Below are 16,052 nucleotides of genomic sequence, written 5' to 3'. Positions count from 1 at the left end.
CGCCTCAGGGGGCGGGGAATCCGACGTGGCGTCCGCCGCCCGTAACCCGCTGGCCGTGCTGGTCTCCAGTCCGCCGTTCAGCGCGTGGTTCAGGCCAGGGCCGCCTTGAGAACGGTAAGTGCCGTCTTGGGGTCGGCGAGGGCGTGGTAGATGCCGGGGATCTCGTGGTCGTCGAGGCCGAGGAGGCCGTAGACGGCGTGCATGGCGCCGCGCACGGAGTACTCGACGGTGAAGACCACATCCTCCGGGATCTCGGTGAACTGGCCCAGGAAGGCGAAGTTCGCGGAGCCCCGTGGGACGACCAGCGGCCGGTCGTGGAGGGTACGCGGTGCGAACTGGCTGGTGATGTAGGGCATCATCACCGGTATCACGGTCGTGGTGGCCGCGACTTGTTCCTCGATGTCGGACAGCCCGAGGTGTCCGAGCAGTTCGGTGAGAATCTCCCGGCCGGTGGCCTCGGCCATCGTCTTGCCGGTGAAGTCGCCCTCGCGGTCGACGAACAGGCCGTAACCCCACAGGGTGTAGACGTCCTCCGGCTGCCCGTCGAAGTGCGGGGCGTGCGGCACCACGATGGACATCAGCCAGTTGGAGTCCTTGAACGTCATCAGCGCGCCGGTGCCCGGGAGGTTGCCGGACAGTTCCTCGATGCGGTGCAGCAGCAAGGGACTGCGCATGGTGAGGGTGAAGGACTCCCACTTCGCCTCGTCGACGTTGCCGTTGAAGGCTCCCGGCCGCCCGAAGTCGTCCGCCTTGGCGGCGATCGTCTCCCACAGCCGCCAGTTCCCGTCCCGCTTGCCGCGCACCAGCTCCGGAGCCTTGGCATCGTCGCCGTAGGCGGCGTCGGCGGTCATCGAGCCGAGAGTGATGAACGCGTAGTCGGAGTCGGTGAGTTCGTAGATGTCGGGCTGTCCGGCGCGGTCGATGTGGAGGCGACGTACCCGACGAGTGCCGTCGTCCTCGGTGCTGAAGTCAACGTCGGTGACGCGTACTCCATGCTCGAACACCACACCACGGGCCTCCAGCCAGGCCCGCACCGGGCGGATGATGGAGTCGTACTGGTTGAGCCGGGTGCGGCGCACCCCGGACAGCGTGTGCATGCGCGGGAACTCCTGCATGAAGCGCAGGAAGTAGCGCTTGAGCTCGATGGCGCTGTGCCAGTTCTGGAAGGCGAAGGTGGTACGCCACATCGCCCAGAAATTGGTCTCGAAGAAGTGCGGCGAGAAGAAGTCCTCGATGCGGCGGGCCCCGATCACCGCCTCGGGCAGCACCAGCAGCCGGGTCAGCTCCAGCCGGTCCCGTGCGTCGAGTCCGTAGTCCGCGGCATCCAGGATCGTGGTGCCCTTGCCGATCAGGCGGGCCTTGGCGTCGGTGGGCCACTTGGCGTTGAAGTCCCGGATCTCGTCGCGCACCGAGACCGTGTCGTCGGTGAGGGTCGGAATGGTCTCCAGGAGGTTCCACAGGCAGACGTACGCCTCGTCCTCCAGCATCCGCCCGCCACGGGAGACGTAGCCCGCGGGCTGATCGCCACTGCCGTCCATGGAGCCGCCGACGACCGGGAGCTCCTCCAGGATGTGGATGTGCTCGCCGGGGAAGCCGCCGTCGTGGATCAGGAAGGCTGCGGCGGCGAGGGTGGCGATGCCGCCGCCGACGAGGTAGGCGTGGGACTGCTGCGGAGCGTCGGTCATGACGTCCCTCCGTTCTGGCCCCCGTCTGTCATGGGCGGCCTGAGTGTTCTCAAGCCCGCGCACCGCGGAGCCACGGATGAGGTGGCCTGAGGGCGCGGGTGGCGCCCCCGCGGTCAGTCCGAGAGCGGCGCTCGTACTGCCCAGTCAACGCGTTGGGTGATGGCGCGGGCAGGGCCGGATGTCCCTCCCGACGTGCCGAGGGACCCGGGCCGGTGGGCTGTGTCCCGGGGTCGGTCGTCGCCGTCCCACACAGGGAGCGACCTCCACGGCGAGTTCGCCGCTTAGGCTGCGGGAGATCGGTGGTTCCCCGTCCTGCCCTCGCCGGGCTGCGGGGGAGCGCAACCCGCTACGTGAGAGGCGCTGTTATGGGCGTGCAGCAGGGTACGGACCGGCATCACCCCGCGGTGGTGGCGCATCGCAGGAAACGTGCGGAGGACGTTCAGCTGCGGATCGCCGACGGCATCACCCGGTTCGCGGGCTCGATGCCCTTCGTCTATGTGCATGCCGTTGTCTTCGCGGTGTGGATGCTGTTCTTCGAGGCCAGTCCTTGGCCCACGCTGACCCTGGTGGTGTCGCTGGAGGCGATCTTCCTGTCCACCTTCGTCATGATCGGTCAGAATCGGCAGGCGGCCTTCCAGCAGTTGAAGGCGGACCACGACTTCGTCGAGCAGGAACTGGAACTCAAGACCAACACCGATCTGACGCGCGCGATCCATGCCATGACCCAGGAACTCCACCGCCGCCTGATCGAAGACGGCGCCGAGCAGTAGGGATTCAGCACGGGGCGGGATCGGGGCGGTGTCACCCCATCGACTCCAGGATGTGGTCGAGTGTCCGGCGTCCCATTCCGCTCATCGTCGGATTGGTCTCGGCGTAGTACCAGACAACCCCCATCGCCTGTTCGAACGCCCATGCCTTGCCGCGCTCCCACTCCAGATCGTCGCAGTCCAGCGTCCGTCGGAGCACTTCCCGCGGGCCTGTCTGCAGCAGGTGCCAGGCGCTGACCAGATCCAGCGCGGGATCGGCCGGCCCGAAGCCGCCGGTGTCGAGGACGCCGGCGAGCCGGTCTCCCGCGACCAGTACGTTGCCGGGAATCAGGTCACCATGGCTCATCACGTCGGCAGCCGTGCGTGGCAACTCCCTGAAGTCGCTCCACACTTGGCGCAACCGGGGCACGTCGAGGAGCCCCTTGCTCTCCTCGAAGCACTTCGCCATCCAGTCGTCGTGGTGAGCGAGAACGCCGCCGCGGTTGTCGCCGTTGAAGCGCCGCCCTCGCGTCTCGGCGCCCCGCAGGGCTGAGATGAATGCCGCAAGGTCCGCGGCGAAAGCGTCCGACCCGCTCGGATCGGCATCGAACGCGACCGTTCCCGGCAGCCAGGTCTGGATCGACCACGGCATGGGGTAACCCGCTCCGGGCATACCCAGGGCGACGGGTTCCGGGACGGGAACCCGGGAGACCTGTGCCAGCTCCGCGCTCGCCTGGGCTTCCTGTTCCAGAACCGCCAGCGCCTGTGCGGCGTCGACCAGTCGCAGGGGGAAACGCGCAGAGAGGTCGTCCCCGATGCGGAAGATGGCGTTGACCGTCCCGGTCGACGACATGAGTTGGATCGCCTTGTCGCTCCACTGAGGGAACTGTTCTTGGATCAAGGCCGCCACGATGTCGGTGGTCACGTCCACCTGGTCATCGTGCATGGTCATCCTCGCAGGCCCTTCCGCCGGTCCGATTCGAAGCGCCGGATGCAGACCCGATCACTTGAGACGACAGCCAGTATTCATCCGCCAGGGTCCGGAGCAACTGAGATTTTCGCCCGCCAGGACGGCGGTGCCCTTTTACGGCCGCCTCCTGATTCCACGTTCCCGAGTGCGATGAGTTTCGCCGTGGTGCTTCGTCTGTATCCACGACACGCCATCAAGCGCACGCGGAGAGAGCATCATGAGCGCCATCTACACCTGGGACGTCTTCGCCACCCTCGACGGTTACGGCTCCTACGGCCCTGACGGCGACTGGGGCGGCTACTGGGGCAAACAGGGACCTGAGTTCCTTGGCAACCGCCTTGCCGTGATCAGCGAAGAGCAGCGGATGGTGCTGGGGGCCAACACCTTCCGGCTGTTCGAGAAGCTGCTGGGGCCGATCCCGGTGGCCGACCTCGATCCGGTGAACTCCCGGATGCGCGGCATGCCGACAACCGTGGTGTCGAAGACGCTTACGGGGATCGGCGCATGGCCGGACGCGACCGTCGAGGCCGGCGATGCCGTCGACGTCGTCGCCCGGCTCAAGGAGGACTCCGCGGTGCCGTTGCGCTCGCACGGCAGCCTGTCGATGAACCGGGCGCTGATGGCCGCCGGACTGGTCGATCGCGTCCAGGTGACGATCTTCCCGGTGGTCAGCGGTCGGACCGGGACCTACCCGATCTTCGCGGGGGCGGCAGACTTCGACCTCGAGTTGATCGAGAGCCGGACGCTCGACGGCCGTACGCAGGAGCTCATCTACGAGCCGGCTCTGCACCGCTGAGCAACCTGCCTGCCGGGGCGTGCAGGCCTTCGCCCGCCCCGGGAGCCTGACGGGGCGGGCGAAGGCGGCGGTTGGTGTTACTTGGTGAGCGGGGCCAGCTTGGGGTCGTTGGCGTAGGCCTCGGCCGCGTTCTTCTTCGTCACGATGACGGGCGGCAGGAGGTAGGCGGGGACGACCTTGACACCGTTGTTGTACGACTTGGTGTCGTTGAGGGTCGGCTTGTCGCCCTTCTGCAGGGACTTGATCATGTTGACGGTCTCCGCGACGAGCTTGCGGGTGTCCTTGTTGATCGTCGAGTACTGCTCGCCCGCCATGATCGACTTGACCGACTCGACCTCGGAGTCCTGGCCGGTGACGACCGGGATCGGCTTGCCGGCGCCCTTCACCGAGGTGAGGATCGCGCGGGCCAGGGTGTCGTTGGGGGACAGGACGCCGTCGAGCGTCTTCTTGCCGCTGTACGCGGAGGTCAGCAGGGAGTCCATGCGCTGCTGGGCGTTCTCGGCCTTCCAGCCCTGCGTCGCCGTCTGCTTGATGTCCTTCTGCCCCGACCCGACAACGATGTCGCCCTTGTCGATGAGGGGCTTGAGGACCTGCATCGCGCCTTCGAAGAAGACCTTGGAGTTGTTGTCGTCGGGCGAGCCGGAGAACAGCTCGATCGTCCAGGGGCCCTTGGGCTTCTTGGCCTTCATGCCGTCGATCAGGGCCTGGCCCTGGAGCTGGCCGACCTTGAAGTTGTCGAAGGCGATGTAGTAGTCGACGTCCGGGGTGTTGGTGATGAGCCGGTCGTAGGCGATGACGGTGGCGCCCTCGTCCTTGGCCTGCTTGACCTGGGTGGCCAGCTGCGAGGCGTCGGTCGCGCCGATGACGATGACCTTCGCGCCCTTGGTGACCATGGAGGAGATCTGCGCCTGCTGGTCGGCGACGGTGGTCGAGGCGCCCGCGTACTGGACGTCGGCCTTGAAGCCCGCGTCCTTCAGCCCGTTGGTGAACAGGTCACCCGCGAGCACCCAGTTCTCGGAGGTCTTGGCGGGCAGGGCGACGCCGATCAGGGAGCCCTTCGAGAAGCCCTTGGCGCCGGCGCTGTCGCTGCTGGAGGAGCCTTCGCGTTCGTTGGAGCAGGCCGTGCTCAGGGTGAGGAGGGCGGCGGCGCCGACGGCGGTGATGCTTCTGAGGAGGAGTTTGCGCATGGTGGAGTGGTGCCCTTCGTGGGTGCTGGTTGCGGGAGTGCTGCGTGCCGTCGAGCGTGGCTGGGTGGTGCGGTTCGGCCGCCGGATGCTGGACCGGTGGCGGGTTGTGCGGGTGGTGCGGGTGGGGGAGCCGGACACCCGGTGGTCAGGGGACCGGGTGTCCGGCCGTCAGTGGGTGGTGGTGAGCGGGCTGTGCCCTCATCCCGCGACCTTGGTCTTGTCCGCGTCGGAGGCCGGGGCGGGCGGTGCTGCCGTGTCCGCCGGGTCGTCGCGTCGGAAGGGGCGGGTCAGCGTTCCGATGATGGAGAAGCGTCCCTGGCTCTTGTTGTAGACGTCGAAGGCGACGGCGAGCAGCAGGACCAGGCCCTTGATGATCTGGACCATGTCCGAGCCGACGCCCTGCAGTTGGAGTCCGTTGTTGAGCAGGGCCATGACCAGGCCGCCGACGATGGAGCCGCTGACGGTGCCCAGGCCGCCGGATACCGCCGCTCCGCCGATGAACACGGCCGCGATGGCGTCCAGTTCCCAGCTCAGGCCGTCCTGCGGGCCGGAGGCCGCGGACCGGGCCACGAAGATCATGCCGGCGAGGGCGGCCAGGATCGACATGTTCATCATGACGGCGAAGTTGACCCGCTTGAGCTTCACGCCGGACAGTTCGGCGGCGCGTGCGTTGCCGCCGACGGCGTAGATGTGCCGGCCGCCGATGGTGTTGCGGGTGTAGTGCGAGTACGCCAGGACCAGGGCGATGAGGATGATGCCGGAGATCGGCAGGCTGGTGCCGACGCGGCCGCCGGCGAAGCGCAGCGTGGCGAAGACGATGACGGCGATCATGACGGCCAGGCGGACGCCGGTGACCCACAGCGGCGCGAGGTCCGCCTTCATCTCGCGTCGGGTCTGCCGTGCCTTCCACTCCCGCCAGACGACGCCCGCGCACGCGGCCAGGCCGAGCAGCAGGGTCAGGTTGTTGTAGCCGGTGTCCGGCCCGACCTCGGGCAGGAAGCCGGCGCCGATCTTGCGGAAGCCCTCGGGCACCGGGACGGTGTCGGCGTTGCCGATGTACTGGTTGGCGCCGCGGAACAGCATCATTCCGGCGAGGGTCACGATGAACGCGGGCACCCCGATGTAGGCGACCCAGAAGCCCTGCCAGGCGCCGATCGCCGCGCCGACGAGCAGGCCCAGCAGGATGCCCAGGGGCCAGGGAAGCGAGTGCTCCTGCATGGCCTTGGCGACGACGATGCCGGTGAACGCCGCGACGGAGCCGACCGACAGGTCGATGTGCCCGGCGACGATCACCATCAGCATCCCGACGGCCAGGATCAGGATGTAGGAGTACTGGCTGACGACGGCGATGAGGTTGCCGGAGGTCAGCGTCAGCCCGTCGGTCCAGATCTGGAACAGCACGACGATGGCCACCAGGGTGGAGATCATGCCGAACTGTCGGGCGTTGGAGGTCGTGCCCCCGAAGAGGTTCTTCTGCAGGTCAGTTATGCGGCTCATGGAGTGGGGCTCTTCTTGGTAGCGGTCATCTGCTTCATCAGGACTTCCGGATCCGCGTCCGCGCGCGCCACCTCACCGGTGATGGCGCCCTCGAACACCGTGTAGATGCGGTCGCACAGGCCGATCAGCTCGGGCAGCTCAGAGGAGATGACCACGACGCCCTTGCCCTGGGCGACGAGCCGCTGGATGATCCCGTAGATCTCGAACTTGGCGCCTACGTCGATCCCTCGGGTCGGCTCGTCGAGGATCAGCAGGTCGGGGTCGGTGAACATCCACTTGGCCAGGACGACCTTCTGCTGGTTGCCGCCGGAGAGCTTGACGACGCCCTCGTCGACGCTGGGTGTCTTGATCCGCAGGCCGGCGCGGAAGTCCTCGGCGATGCGGTGCTCGCGCACCGGGTCGATGACGCGGCGGCGGGCGATCTTCGACAGCTTGGCGGCCACCATCGAGGTCTTGACGTCGTCGAGGAGGTTGAGGCCGATCGACTTGCGGTCCTCGCTGACGTAGGCGAGTCCGTGCCCGATGGCGTCCGCCACGGTCTTCAGCCGGATCTCCTTGCCGTCCTTGAAGATCTGCCCGGACAGCCAGGTGCCGTAGGAGCGGCCGAACAGGCTCATGGCGAGTTCGGTGCGGCCTGCGCCCATGAGTCCGGCGAACCCGACGATCTCCCCGCGGCGGACGTTGAAGGTGGAGCCCTTGCAGACCATGCGTTCTTCCGAGGCCGGGTGCCGTACCGTCCAGTCGCGGACCTCGAAGAAGACCTCGCCGATGTCGGGGGTGCGGTCGGGGAAGCGGCTGTCGAGCTCGCGACCGACCATGCCCCGCACGATGCGGTCCTCGTTGACGCCGTCGGCCTTGACGTCGAGGCTCTCGATGGTGCGGCCGTCGCGCAGGATCGTGATGGTGTCGGCGACCGCCTCGATCTCGTTGAGCTTGTGCGAGATCATGATCGAGGTGATGCCCCGCTCGCGGAAACCGCGCAACAGGTCCAGCAGGTGCTGGGAGTCGGCCTCGTTGAGGGCCGCGGTGGGTTCGTCGAGGATCAGCAGCTTGACGTCCTTCGCGAACGCCTTGGCTATCTCGACCAGTTGCTGCTTTCCGACGCCGATGTCCTTGATCAGGGTGTCGGGGTCCTCGCGGAGCCCGACCTGCTCCATCAGCTCCAGGGCCCGGCGCTGGGCGCTCTTCCAGTCGATCGAACCGCGCCTTCGCGGTTCGTTGCCGAGGAAGAGGTTCTCGGTGATCGACATGCCGGGCACCAGGGCCAGTTCCTGGTGGATGATCACGATGCCGGCCTGCTCGCTGGCCCGGATGCCGTCGAACCGGACCTTCTCGCCCCGGTAGACGATGTCGCCGGTGTAACTGCCGTGCGGGTGAACCCCGCTGAGCACCTTCATCAGCGTGGACTTGCCGGCGCCGTTCTCGCCGCAGATCGCGTGGATCTCACCTTCCCGCACGGCGAGGCTGACATCGGCCAGCGCGGTGACACCGGGGAAGGTCTTGGTGATCGACCGCATCTCCAGCAGGTTCGGGGCGGTGGCGGTCATGAGCGTCGCTCCTGACCGCCGCGAACGCGCGGAGGCGTCCCCGAGCCTTGGGTCCTGCGGCATTGCATGGACATCAACTTGCCTCCGATGGCACTGCCCTGTGCCGTCGTGTCCGAGATTTCGTCTGCGGGACCGGACACTAAATCCATTTGTTTTACTAAGTCAATGGGCCGCGAGAGATAGATTGACGAGGGGCAGCGAGAGAGGACCGCGCGTGCGGCAGGCAGGAACGAACCTTCCAAAGGTCGGGCGATACAACCGGGCCGTCGTCCTGGACCAGATCCAGCTCGCCGACGGCATCAGCCGCGTCGAGATCGCCCAGCACACCGGGCTCACCCCGCAGACGGTGTCGGGCATCGTGCGCCGGCTGCTCGACGAAGGCATCGTGCGCGAGGACGGCGCGAGCAGGGTCTCCAGCGGCGGCAAGCCCCGCACCACACTGCGCATCAACGCCGACGCGGGCAGCGCGGTCGGCCTGCACTTCGACCCCGTCCAGCTCAGCTGCACCGTGGTCGACCTGCTCGGCCGCCCGCTGGTCGTCAAGAAACGCCCCACGCATCCCGGCGACGATCCCGCCCAGGTGGTCAAGGCCATGGCGGAACTCGTCGCCGACGTCCTGACCGAGACGGGCGTCGACCGCGACAAGGTCCTCGGACTGGGACTGGCCACCCCCGGGCCGATCGACCTCGAGCAGGGAGCGATCGTGGGCGCACCCCAGCTCGCCCGGTGGACGCGGGTGCCCGTCCAGCACATGCTGAGCGAGGCGACCGGCCTGCCGGTGACCCTCGACAACGACGCCACCGCCGCCGCGGTCGGCGAGCGTTGGTCCGGCGCGGGCAGGGGAGTGGCGGACTTCGCCTACTTCTTCTTCGGCACCGGCGTCGGCGGCGGTCTCATCCTCAACCACCAGGTGTACAGGGGCGGTTCACTCAACGCGGGCGAGTTCGGCCACTCCTCCGTGCTGCCCGACGGCCCGGAGTGCTACTGCGGCAACCGCGGCTGCCTGGAACGCCTCGTCAACCCGACGGCCATCGTCGCGCAGGTGCACCGCAGACTCGCCGTCGAACCCCACCCGGACAGCGAGTTGGCGCGCGCCTTCGCCCGGGACCCCGAGAGCGTCGATCACGATGCCATCGGGCGGGCCGCGGCGGCCGGTGACCCGGTCGCCGCGTCGGTCATCGACGAGACCGCCGAGCACGTCGCCTCGGTCGCGGTCGACATCGTGAACTTCATCGACGTGGACCTGATCGTCCTGGGAGGGCACGGCATCCAGCACGTGGAGCAACGGTACGTCGAGGTCGTCGCCGCCGCGCTGGCCAGCCGGCCGCTCTCCCGTCACGTACGGGTCGTCGATGTCGAGGCGTCCTGGCTCGGCACGGACGCGGCGGTCGTGGGCAGCGCGGCACTGGTCCTGCACGCCACGTACTCCCCGCAACTGTCGGCCCTGCTGGGCACGGGCGTGGTTCCCGGCGGGAGGCGCTAGCCGGACACGTCGGTCAGCCGCCTCGGCCGAGAGCGCGAATCCCTTTGCGTGACCGAGGAGTTCACCCCTAGCGTGCGAGGGCAGGCGAACCGTGCGCCAGGGCAGCGCGCCGCACCGATGAGGAGCAACCGTCGTGGGAACCATGGTCTCGGTCAGGGGCTGGCTGCAGTGCGACGACGGACAGCTGGCCCGGATCAAGCAGATCGTGGAAGCGGACGATCCGGTGCTCACCTACAGCGGCGGCTGGGCCTTCCCCGCTCGGCAGTACAACTACGTCAGATGGGCCTTCTACGGGGGCGACATCCGCGCGGTGTCCCTCGGCTGGTTCGAGGAGAGGTTGCGCCAGATCGCCCAGCTCCCGGCCTCCGACCCGGATGACGAGTACGAAGAGCGGCCCCGGGGGCTGTTCCTGGTCAGCCACGACGCCGACGGCATGAGCGAGTGGAGGGTCCACGACGGCGGCCTGGTGATCGGCCCTCCGGAGGGGGACTACCACTACCTCGACGCCTAGCCGGATCACAGAGCCGCGCTGGGGTGCTGATCCGACCCACCTGACCGGTCAACCCGAACGGTCGCCAGGTTCACGCCCGGTGAAGTGGGCGAGCAGCAGCGCGGAGTCGTCACTGGGCCGTAGTGAAGTGAGGCAGGCGGTGGCCACCTCGTGGAGAGCGTGGGCGCCGAGCCCGGATTCCGTGGCAGCCAGTATGTGACGCAGTTGCTCCCGGGCGTGATCGGGGTCGGTGTAGGGGGTGTCGGTGAGCCCGTCGGTGTACAGCAGGAGTCTGCTGCCGGCCGGGAGAACGAGGCGGGTGGTGGGGTACGGGGTGTCGGCGAAGGCACCGAGAGGCAGCCCGGTCGGGAAGGGGGGAACGGGGGCGTCGTCAGGGGTGTGGATGAGGGGGGCCGGGTGGGCTGCGGTGGCGCAGTCGAGAAAGCCGGTCTCGGGGTCCAGGGCGATGAGACAGCAGGTTGCCAGGAGTGCGTGTTCGGGGTCGGCGTCGTTGTCGGCCGTGAGCAGGTTGTTGGTGCGGGCCAGCACGGTGGCGGGGTCGGGGGTCAGCGCGGCGTAGGCACGCAGGGTGGTGCGCAGCCGGCCCATGAGAGCGGCGGCCTCGGTGTGGTGGCCTTCGACGTCGCCGATGGTCAGGGCGATGCGTCCGTCGGCCAGGGGGAAGGCGTCGTACCAGTCGCCGCCGGCGTGGGCCTGGGGGGCGGCGGGCTGGTACGAGGCCGTCAGGAGCAGGCCGGGGTGCTGAGGCAGGTGGGCAGGCAGCAGGCTGCGCTGGAGGCGGACTGCGCGGTCGTGTTCGGTGTCGTAGGTGCGGCAGCGCTCCAGGGCTCGCCCGAGCAGGGCCGCGCCGGCGATGAGCAGTGGCTGGTCGGAAGGGTGGAACGCGTGGGTGCGGTTGAAGGAGAACATGCAGACCGCTGGGGTGGTGGGGTCGGCCAGGGGAAGCGGGACGGCCGCCCATGCGTGACGTTTGAGCCGGGGCAGGGTGGCGGCGTAGTGGGGGTAGGCGGACACCAGGTCGCGATGGGACGGGGCGAAGACGGCCTGCTGGTTGCGCAGGGCGTCGGTGAGCGGTGTGCGAGCGGAGAGCGAGAGTCCGTCAAGCACGGCGCGGTGTTCGCCGTCGTAACCGGCCGCTGTCACGACACGGGTGCGGTCGTTGTGGGCTTCGACGATGACCAGGGCATCGGCGCCGAAGACGGCGAGGGCCTCGCAGGCCGCAGCCGCCAGCTCATCGGTTCCGCTCGCGCTGGCGGCGCTGGCCGCCAGGGAGATCATGCGGTCGGCACGCCCGAGATGCTCCCGCAGAAGGGCTTCGCGTTCGCCGATCTGCTGCGCCTCCGTGGTGACATCGGTGACCTCGCCCGCGATGTCCTGGACCGCACCGCCTTCCGCCCGGCTGCTGGTGCAGTTCGCTCGCAGGTGGCGCATGCCGCCGCTGTCCAGGGTGAGGCGGTAGGACACTTCGAAGGTGCCGGGCCGTGCACGCAGCTCACCCAGGATCTCTTCGATCCGCGGCAGGTCCTGCGCGGGGATCCGGCACAGGATGTCGGCGAGTGGGTACCGCCCGGGACGGGGCAGGGCGTGCTGGCGGGCGAAGACCTCGTCGCATTCCACCCGCTCGTCGGCGAGGTCGAGGCGGAAGACGCCGGCCGACCGCGGCGTCAGTCGTGGGGCGGGTTCCACAGAGCGTCCGGTACGCTCCACGCCGGGCAGATAGCGGTCCAGCAGGCTCACGGCCTCGCGTAGGAAGTCCTGCTCCACCGGGTGGAAGGCGGTGACGCCGGGGCGCAGCGCCACGGCAACGCCCTGCCTCTTGGCCAGAGGCAGCACCATCCAGGCCGCGGTCCCGGCCTTCGTCGGCAGCGGGTAGGGCCCCGTCGTGCCGCAGCCCGCGCGCTCCTGCCCGATGGCCGCCTGACTTACGGGCCACGCATCTCCCGTGGACAAGGGCTGCAGCGGCGGCTGCCAGCGCCCGCCGAGGCCGGCCATGCCACAGGGAAACAGATGGCTGCCGTCCGCCTGGAACAGCATCATGGTCCAGCCCACAAGCCCCATCCACGTGGACGCCCGCACCAGCGCCTCGGTCATGCCCCGCAGGTCGGCCGCCATCGCCAGGGACTGCTCCAGCTGGCCCAGGCCGGGCGGCACCTGCCCCGAGGCCTTACCATCCGCCGCTTCGATCACGGCCATCCTCATTCGCCCTCACACTGAACCCTCGAACGACCATATATCCGAATTTGCTCCGCCAAGCGCCGTAGTAGAAAGTTGACCATTTGACTGAAGGTTCGGGTTGATGTCCTTTCGATGTTCTTCCAACCCGACCTCTCCGTTCTTCCAACCCGACGTCGCCGACACGACCGCGGACGCACTCTCGCCATCAGCGGATGCTCGCCGGCAGGTCGACTCGAGCTCGAGCTGCGTCTCGGCCCGGGACGTCGTCGGAACGTCGTCAGGCCGAGCTGCAGCCCGCAACTCGATGTATCAACTCCTTCCGCCGCCGACCCGCCGCCGGATGCGACGACGGCCCACGAGGATGTCGCCGGTTTCGGTCCTTCCCGTGTACGTGGGCCCGCCCGGTGCCGTGGACGGTGCGTGTATCAGCGCGCGACCGAGATCGCGAAGGGCGCGAATCCGCTGGACCGGATCACATGCGGCACGAACAGGATCGCGGCCTCCGTGGCGCGAGCGGTCCTGACTCCGCCGAGGTCGGTGATCCACTCCTCGCGCCAGCCGAGGTCGGTGAGCAGTCGGCGAACCGTCTGCTTGGCCTGCGGATCCTCGCCGGAGAGGAAGGCATCGGGCGCCCGGGTGAGCGAGGCCGGGGCGGTCATCACCGAGAAGAGCATGGTGTTGAGCGTCTTGACGACGCGCGTTCGAGGGAGCGCTTCCTGGAGCTGCTCGGCCAGGCTCGAGCCGGGGTAGAGCAGGTCGGCGGGCAGTCCGTCCGGGCCGTCGACGGTGGCGTTCGAGACGTCCACGAGGATCTTGCCGCGCAACTCCTCGCGCAGGGCTGTCAGCCGGTCCAGCGAGCCGGCGCCCGGTGTGGCGTTGATGACGATGTGGGCTGTCCTGGCGGCGTCGGCGGCGGCGCCCGGCGTGCGTCCCGCCACGGTCACCTCATGCCCGGCCCGGGTGAGCGCTGTGGCCAGGGTGCCACCGACCCGGCCGTTTCCGAGAACGGCGATCGCGGTCATGATGATCCGGTCCTTCCTTGGGTGCGGATTGTGGTGCGCGGTCAGCGTGAGAGCGTGGTGACTGCCTCGGCGTGGACACCGGGTGCGGCGGCCAGGAAGCTCTCGCTCCGCGGGGTCCACGGGCGGCCCTCGGCGTCGGAGATCCGCCCGCCGGCCTCGGTGACGAGCAGCGCCCCGGGCAGCAGGTCGGCGCGGGCGCCGGCGAACTGCCAGAAGGCGTCGATCCGACCGGCGGCCACGTTCAGCAGGTGCAGGGTCGCGGGCACGGCGGTGCGGACCACCAGGGCGTCGAACAGCATCGCGGTGATCGAGGAGCCGACGCGTCGCACGACCTTCTCGTCCTCGTCCGGCCGGGCCTGGCTGGTGGCCACGATGCTCAGGCTCAGGTCCTCGGCCGGGGAGACGTGCAGCGCCCGGCCGTCGAGGTGGGCGCCCCCGCCCGCGAGCGCCGTGTAGGTCTCGCCGGTCAAGGGCAGGTGGACCGCGGTGAGCACCGGCTGGTTCTCGCGCACGAGGGTGGCGGTAACCGCCCATTCCGGCAGGGCGTGCAGGTGGTTGACGTTGCCCTCGGCCGGATCCACGACCCACCATTCGCCGGACGGCAGCGCTCCGCCGTCCAGTTCGTCCTCCACCCAGCCGGCGTCCGGGCGCAGGCGGGTGAGGCTGGGGCGCAGGATGTCGAGGGCCGTGTCGTCGTTGGCGGCGAGCGCGCGCATCAGCTCTTCGCGGGTCTGGTAGCGGACCACCTCGCCGAAGCGTGCGCGCAGTGCCGCACCGGCCGCGCGCACGGCGATGGTCGTCCGGTCGAGCAGGTCGGCGTCGGAGGTGGCTGCGTCGGCGGTCTGAGGGGTTTCGGACATGGCTGTGCTCCCGTGCGAGGAGGGGTGAGGTGATGAGGGCCTGTGAGGTCACGCTGTGTGCCGCGTCTCGCGCCCTCGTTTCGAAGGTATAGAGGTCAGTCATTGACTTCAAATGCATGTCAGGCACGCATAGAGTTACTCGCATGCAATTGGATCTGAACCTGCTCACCGCGCTCGATGCGCTGCTGGAGGAGGGGAGCGTGGCCGGGGCGGCCGCCCGCCTGCATGTCACCGCCCCCGCGATGAGCCGGAGTCTCGGGCGCATCCGGCGCACGACCGGGGATCAGATCCTGGTGCGTACCGGCCGCACGATGACTCCGACGCCGTATGCGATCGCCGTCCGGGAGCAGGTACACGAGCTGCTGCAGCAGGTCCACGGGGTGCTGGCACCGAGCCGTGAACTCGATCTGGCGACGCTGGAGCGCACCTTCACACTCCGCTGGCACGACTCGCTGGTCGCCTTGAGCGGCCCCGCGCTGCTCGCGGCCGTGCGCGGACAGGCGCCGGGCGTGCGCCTTCGCTTCGTCGCCGAATCGAACATCGACACGCCCGAGTTGCGGCGAGGCGAGGTGGATCTGGAGGCGAACGCCAACCGCCCGAGTGCCCCGGACGTCCGTGCCGAGAACGTGGGCGAGAGCCGCATCGTCGGCGTCGTGAGGCGCGGGCACCCCCTCACCCGCGTCAAAGTCGTCACCGCGAAGCGTTACGCCGCCGCGGAGCACATCACCGTCTCGCGGCGTGGAAACCTCAGCAACGCCCTCGACGACGCTCTCGCGCGGCTCGGCCTCACCCGCCGCGTGGTGGCGACCGCGCCCACGGAGGCAGCCGCATTCGAGTTCGCGCGCGACTCCGACCTCCTGGTCAGCGTCCCCGAAGCCACCACCCGGTCCGCGGTCGCCGACCTCGGCCTGGTCGTGCTTCCCCTGCCTTTCGAACTGCCCTCGGCACCGGTCTACCTGTCATGGCATCAGCGCTACGACACCGATCACGCGCACGCCTGGCTGCGCGGGCTGGCACGAACCGCGCTGGCCATGGGCGGAGCGTCGTAGCCGGCGCCGTCGGCCGCTCGGCTGAAGTCAGTGCCGTGGAGGGCGGCGGAGGAGGTCGCCCTGGTGCTGGGCGCGGAACTGCCGCACCGTCCTCCGCCTGCCACCGGCCGGCATGCCTGATCTACGACGGCTCGCAGAGGGCGAGATGGTCGGCGTGGCCGTGTTGGCCGAGGTATCCCTCGCCGACGGTGCTCTGGGCGCCGGGAGGAAGGCTGTAGCACAGACTCGCGGCGCCGTCTTGATAGACGGTCAGCACGTTCTGGGTGTCGGCACAGCCGTTGAAGGCCTGAACGTACCGCCAACTCTCGTACATCGCGACGCATGCGGGTGCCGGCTGCGGGAGGGGTTGGGGTGTGGCGGAGGCTGGTCCCACCAGGAACGTTGGGAGACTCATAACCGCGCCAGCAGTTGCAATCGCGATGTAATGCGCACGCTTCATGTAATTGATCATCTGTGACCTCGGGATCACGCTTCGGAGGAGCTCGCGGTGGGAACGATTGCTGCGAATACTTCGGGTGTGTTCA

At 68.8% G+C, this 16,052-nt stretch carries 14 protein-coding genes; 5 read left to right on the top strand and 9 right to left on the bottom strand.

Translation table 11 applies throughout. The features are described 5' to 3' along the window. Positions 1 to 89: 89 nt before the first annotated feature. Positions 90 to 1,685: an oleate hydratase gene (locus tag ACQF4J_RS02585; protein WP_427164395.1), complete on the bottom strand. Its 1,596-nt coding sequence runs from the start codon at positions 1,683 to 1,685 to the stop codon at positions 90 to 92. A 365-nt stretch (positions 1,686 to 2,050) separates the two neighbouring features. Here ACQF4J_RS02585 and ACQF4J_RS02580 point away from each other — a divergent pair, with 365 nt between their 5' ends. Further along, positions 2,051 to 2,455 (top strand): DUF1003 domain-containing protein, encoded by a 405-nt coding sequence (locus ACQF4J_RS02580; protein WP_351567821.1) that lies wholly within the window; start codon positions 2,051 to 2,053, stop codon positions 2,453 to 2,455. Between the two features lie 31 nt (positions 2,456 to 2,486). Here the strand turns inward: ACQF4J_RS02580 and ACQF4J_RS02575 are convergent, their stop codons facing one another. After that, entirely contained in the window at positions 2,487 to 3,383 is an 897-nt protein-coding gene (locus ACQF4J_RS02575) for an aminoglycoside phosphotransferase family protein (RefSeq protein WP_351567823.1), read from the bottom strand. A 235-nt stretch (positions 3,384 to 3,618) separates the two neighbouring features. Between ACQF4J_RS02575 and ACQF4J_RS02570 the strand changes: the two genes are divergently transcribed. Next, positions 3,619 to 4,197, top strand: coding sequence for a dihydrofolate reductase family protein (locus ACQF4J_RS02570; protein ID WP_427164394.1), 579 nt, complete (start codon positions 3,619 to 3,621; stop codon positions 4,195 to 4,197). A 77-nt stretch (positions 4,198 to 4,274) separates the two neighbouring features. On the opposite strand, the gene ACQF4J_RS02565 is transcribed toward ACQF4J_RS02570, so the two are convergent. The 3 genes from ACQF4J_RS02565 to mmsA all read right to left on the bottom strand — a co-directional run bounded on the left by ACQF4J_RS02565 (position 4,275) and on the right by mmsA (position 8,428). Beyond that, positions 4,275 to 5,384 (bottom strand): sugar-binding protein, encoded by a 1,110-nt coding sequence (locus tag ACQF4J_RS02565; RefSeq protein ID WP_351567828.1) that lies wholly within the window; start codon positions 5,382 to 5,384, stop codon positions 4,275 to 4,277. A gap of 198 nt (positions 5,385 to 5,582) precedes the next feature. Beyond that, entirely contained in the window at positions 5,583 to 6,881 is a 1,299-nt protein-coding gene (gene mmsB / locus ACQF4J_RS02560; RefSeq protein ID WP_351567831.1) for a multiple monosaccharide ABC transporter permease, read from the bottom strand. Further along, entirely contained in the window at positions 6,878 to 8,428 is a 1,551-nt protein-coding gene (gene mmsA / locus ACQF4J_RS02555; protein ID WP_351567839.1) for a multiple monosaccharide ABC transporter ATP-binding protein, read from the bottom strand. Before mmsA ends, mmsB begins: the two co-directional genes overlap by 4 nt. Before the next feature lie 214 nt (positions 8,429 to 8,642). Between mmsA and ACQF4J_RS02550 the strand changes: the two genes are divergently transcribed. After that, complete coding sequence (locus tag ACQF4J_RS02550) at positions 8,643 to 9,911, top strand: ROK family transcriptional regulator (RefSeq protein WP_351800893.1); 1,269 nt, start codon at positions 8,643 to 8,645, stop codon at positions 9,909 to 9,911. A gap of 142 nt (positions 9,912 to 10,053) precedes the next feature. Continuing rightward, positions 10,054 to 10,422, top strand: coding sequence for a hypothetical protein (locus ACQF4J_RS02545; protein WP_351568045.1), 369 nt, complete (start codon positions 10,054 to 10,056; stop codon positions 10,420 to 10,422). 48 nt (positions 10,423 to 10,470) lie between these two features. Here ACQF4J_RS02545 and ACQF4J_RS02540 read toward each other — a convergent pair whose 3' ends face one another. From ACQF4J_RS02540 to ACQF4J_RS02530, 3 genes are all read right to left on the bottom strand, one after another. Further along, entirely contained in the window at positions 10,471 to 12,609 is a 2,139-nt protein-coding gene (locus tag ACQF4J_RS02540) for a PP2C family protein-serine/threonine phosphatase (protein WP_351800891.1), read from the bottom strand. A gap of 413 nt (positions 12,610 to 13,022) precedes the next feature. Next, positions 13,023 to 13,619: an NADPH-dependent F420 reductase gene (locus ACQF4J_RS02535; RefSeq protein WP_351567850.1), complete on the bottom strand. Its 597-nt coding sequence runs from the start codon at positions 13,617 to 13,619 to the stop codon at positions 13,023 to 13,025. A gap of 41 nt (positions 13,620 to 13,660) precedes the next feature. Next, entirely contained in the window at positions 13,661 to 14,479 is an 819-nt protein-coding gene (locus ACQF4J_RS02530; RefSeq protein ID WP_427164392.1) for an inositol monophosphatase family protein, read from the bottom strand. A gap of 143 nt (positions 14,480 to 14,622) precedes the next feature. Between ACQF4J_RS02530 and ACQF4J_RS02525 the strand changes: the two genes are divergently transcribed. Next, positions 14,623 to 15,528, top strand: coding sequence for a LysR family transcriptional regulator (locus ACQF4J_RS02525; protein WP_351567856.1), 906 nt, complete (start codon positions 14,623 to 14,625; stop codon positions 15,526 to 15,528). A 121-nt stretch (positions 15,529 to 15,649) separates the two neighbouring features. Here ACQF4J_RS02525 and ACQF4J_RS02520 read toward each other — a convergent pair whose 3' ends face one another. After that, entirely contained in the window at positions 15,650 to 15,922 is a 273-nt protein-coding gene (locus ACQF4J_RS02520) for an alpha-amylase (RefSeq protein ID WP_427164391.1), read from the bottom strand. Positions 15,923 to 16,052 lie beyond the last annotated feature (130 nt).

The sequence above is a fragment of the Streptomyces sp. C1-1 genome (assembly GCF_050214755.1).
Classification (GTDB): domain Bacteria; phylum Actinomycetota; class Actinomycetes; order Streptomycetales; family Streptomycetaceae; genus Streptomyces.
This window is presented reverse-complemented; position numbering and strand designations above follow the sequence as displayed.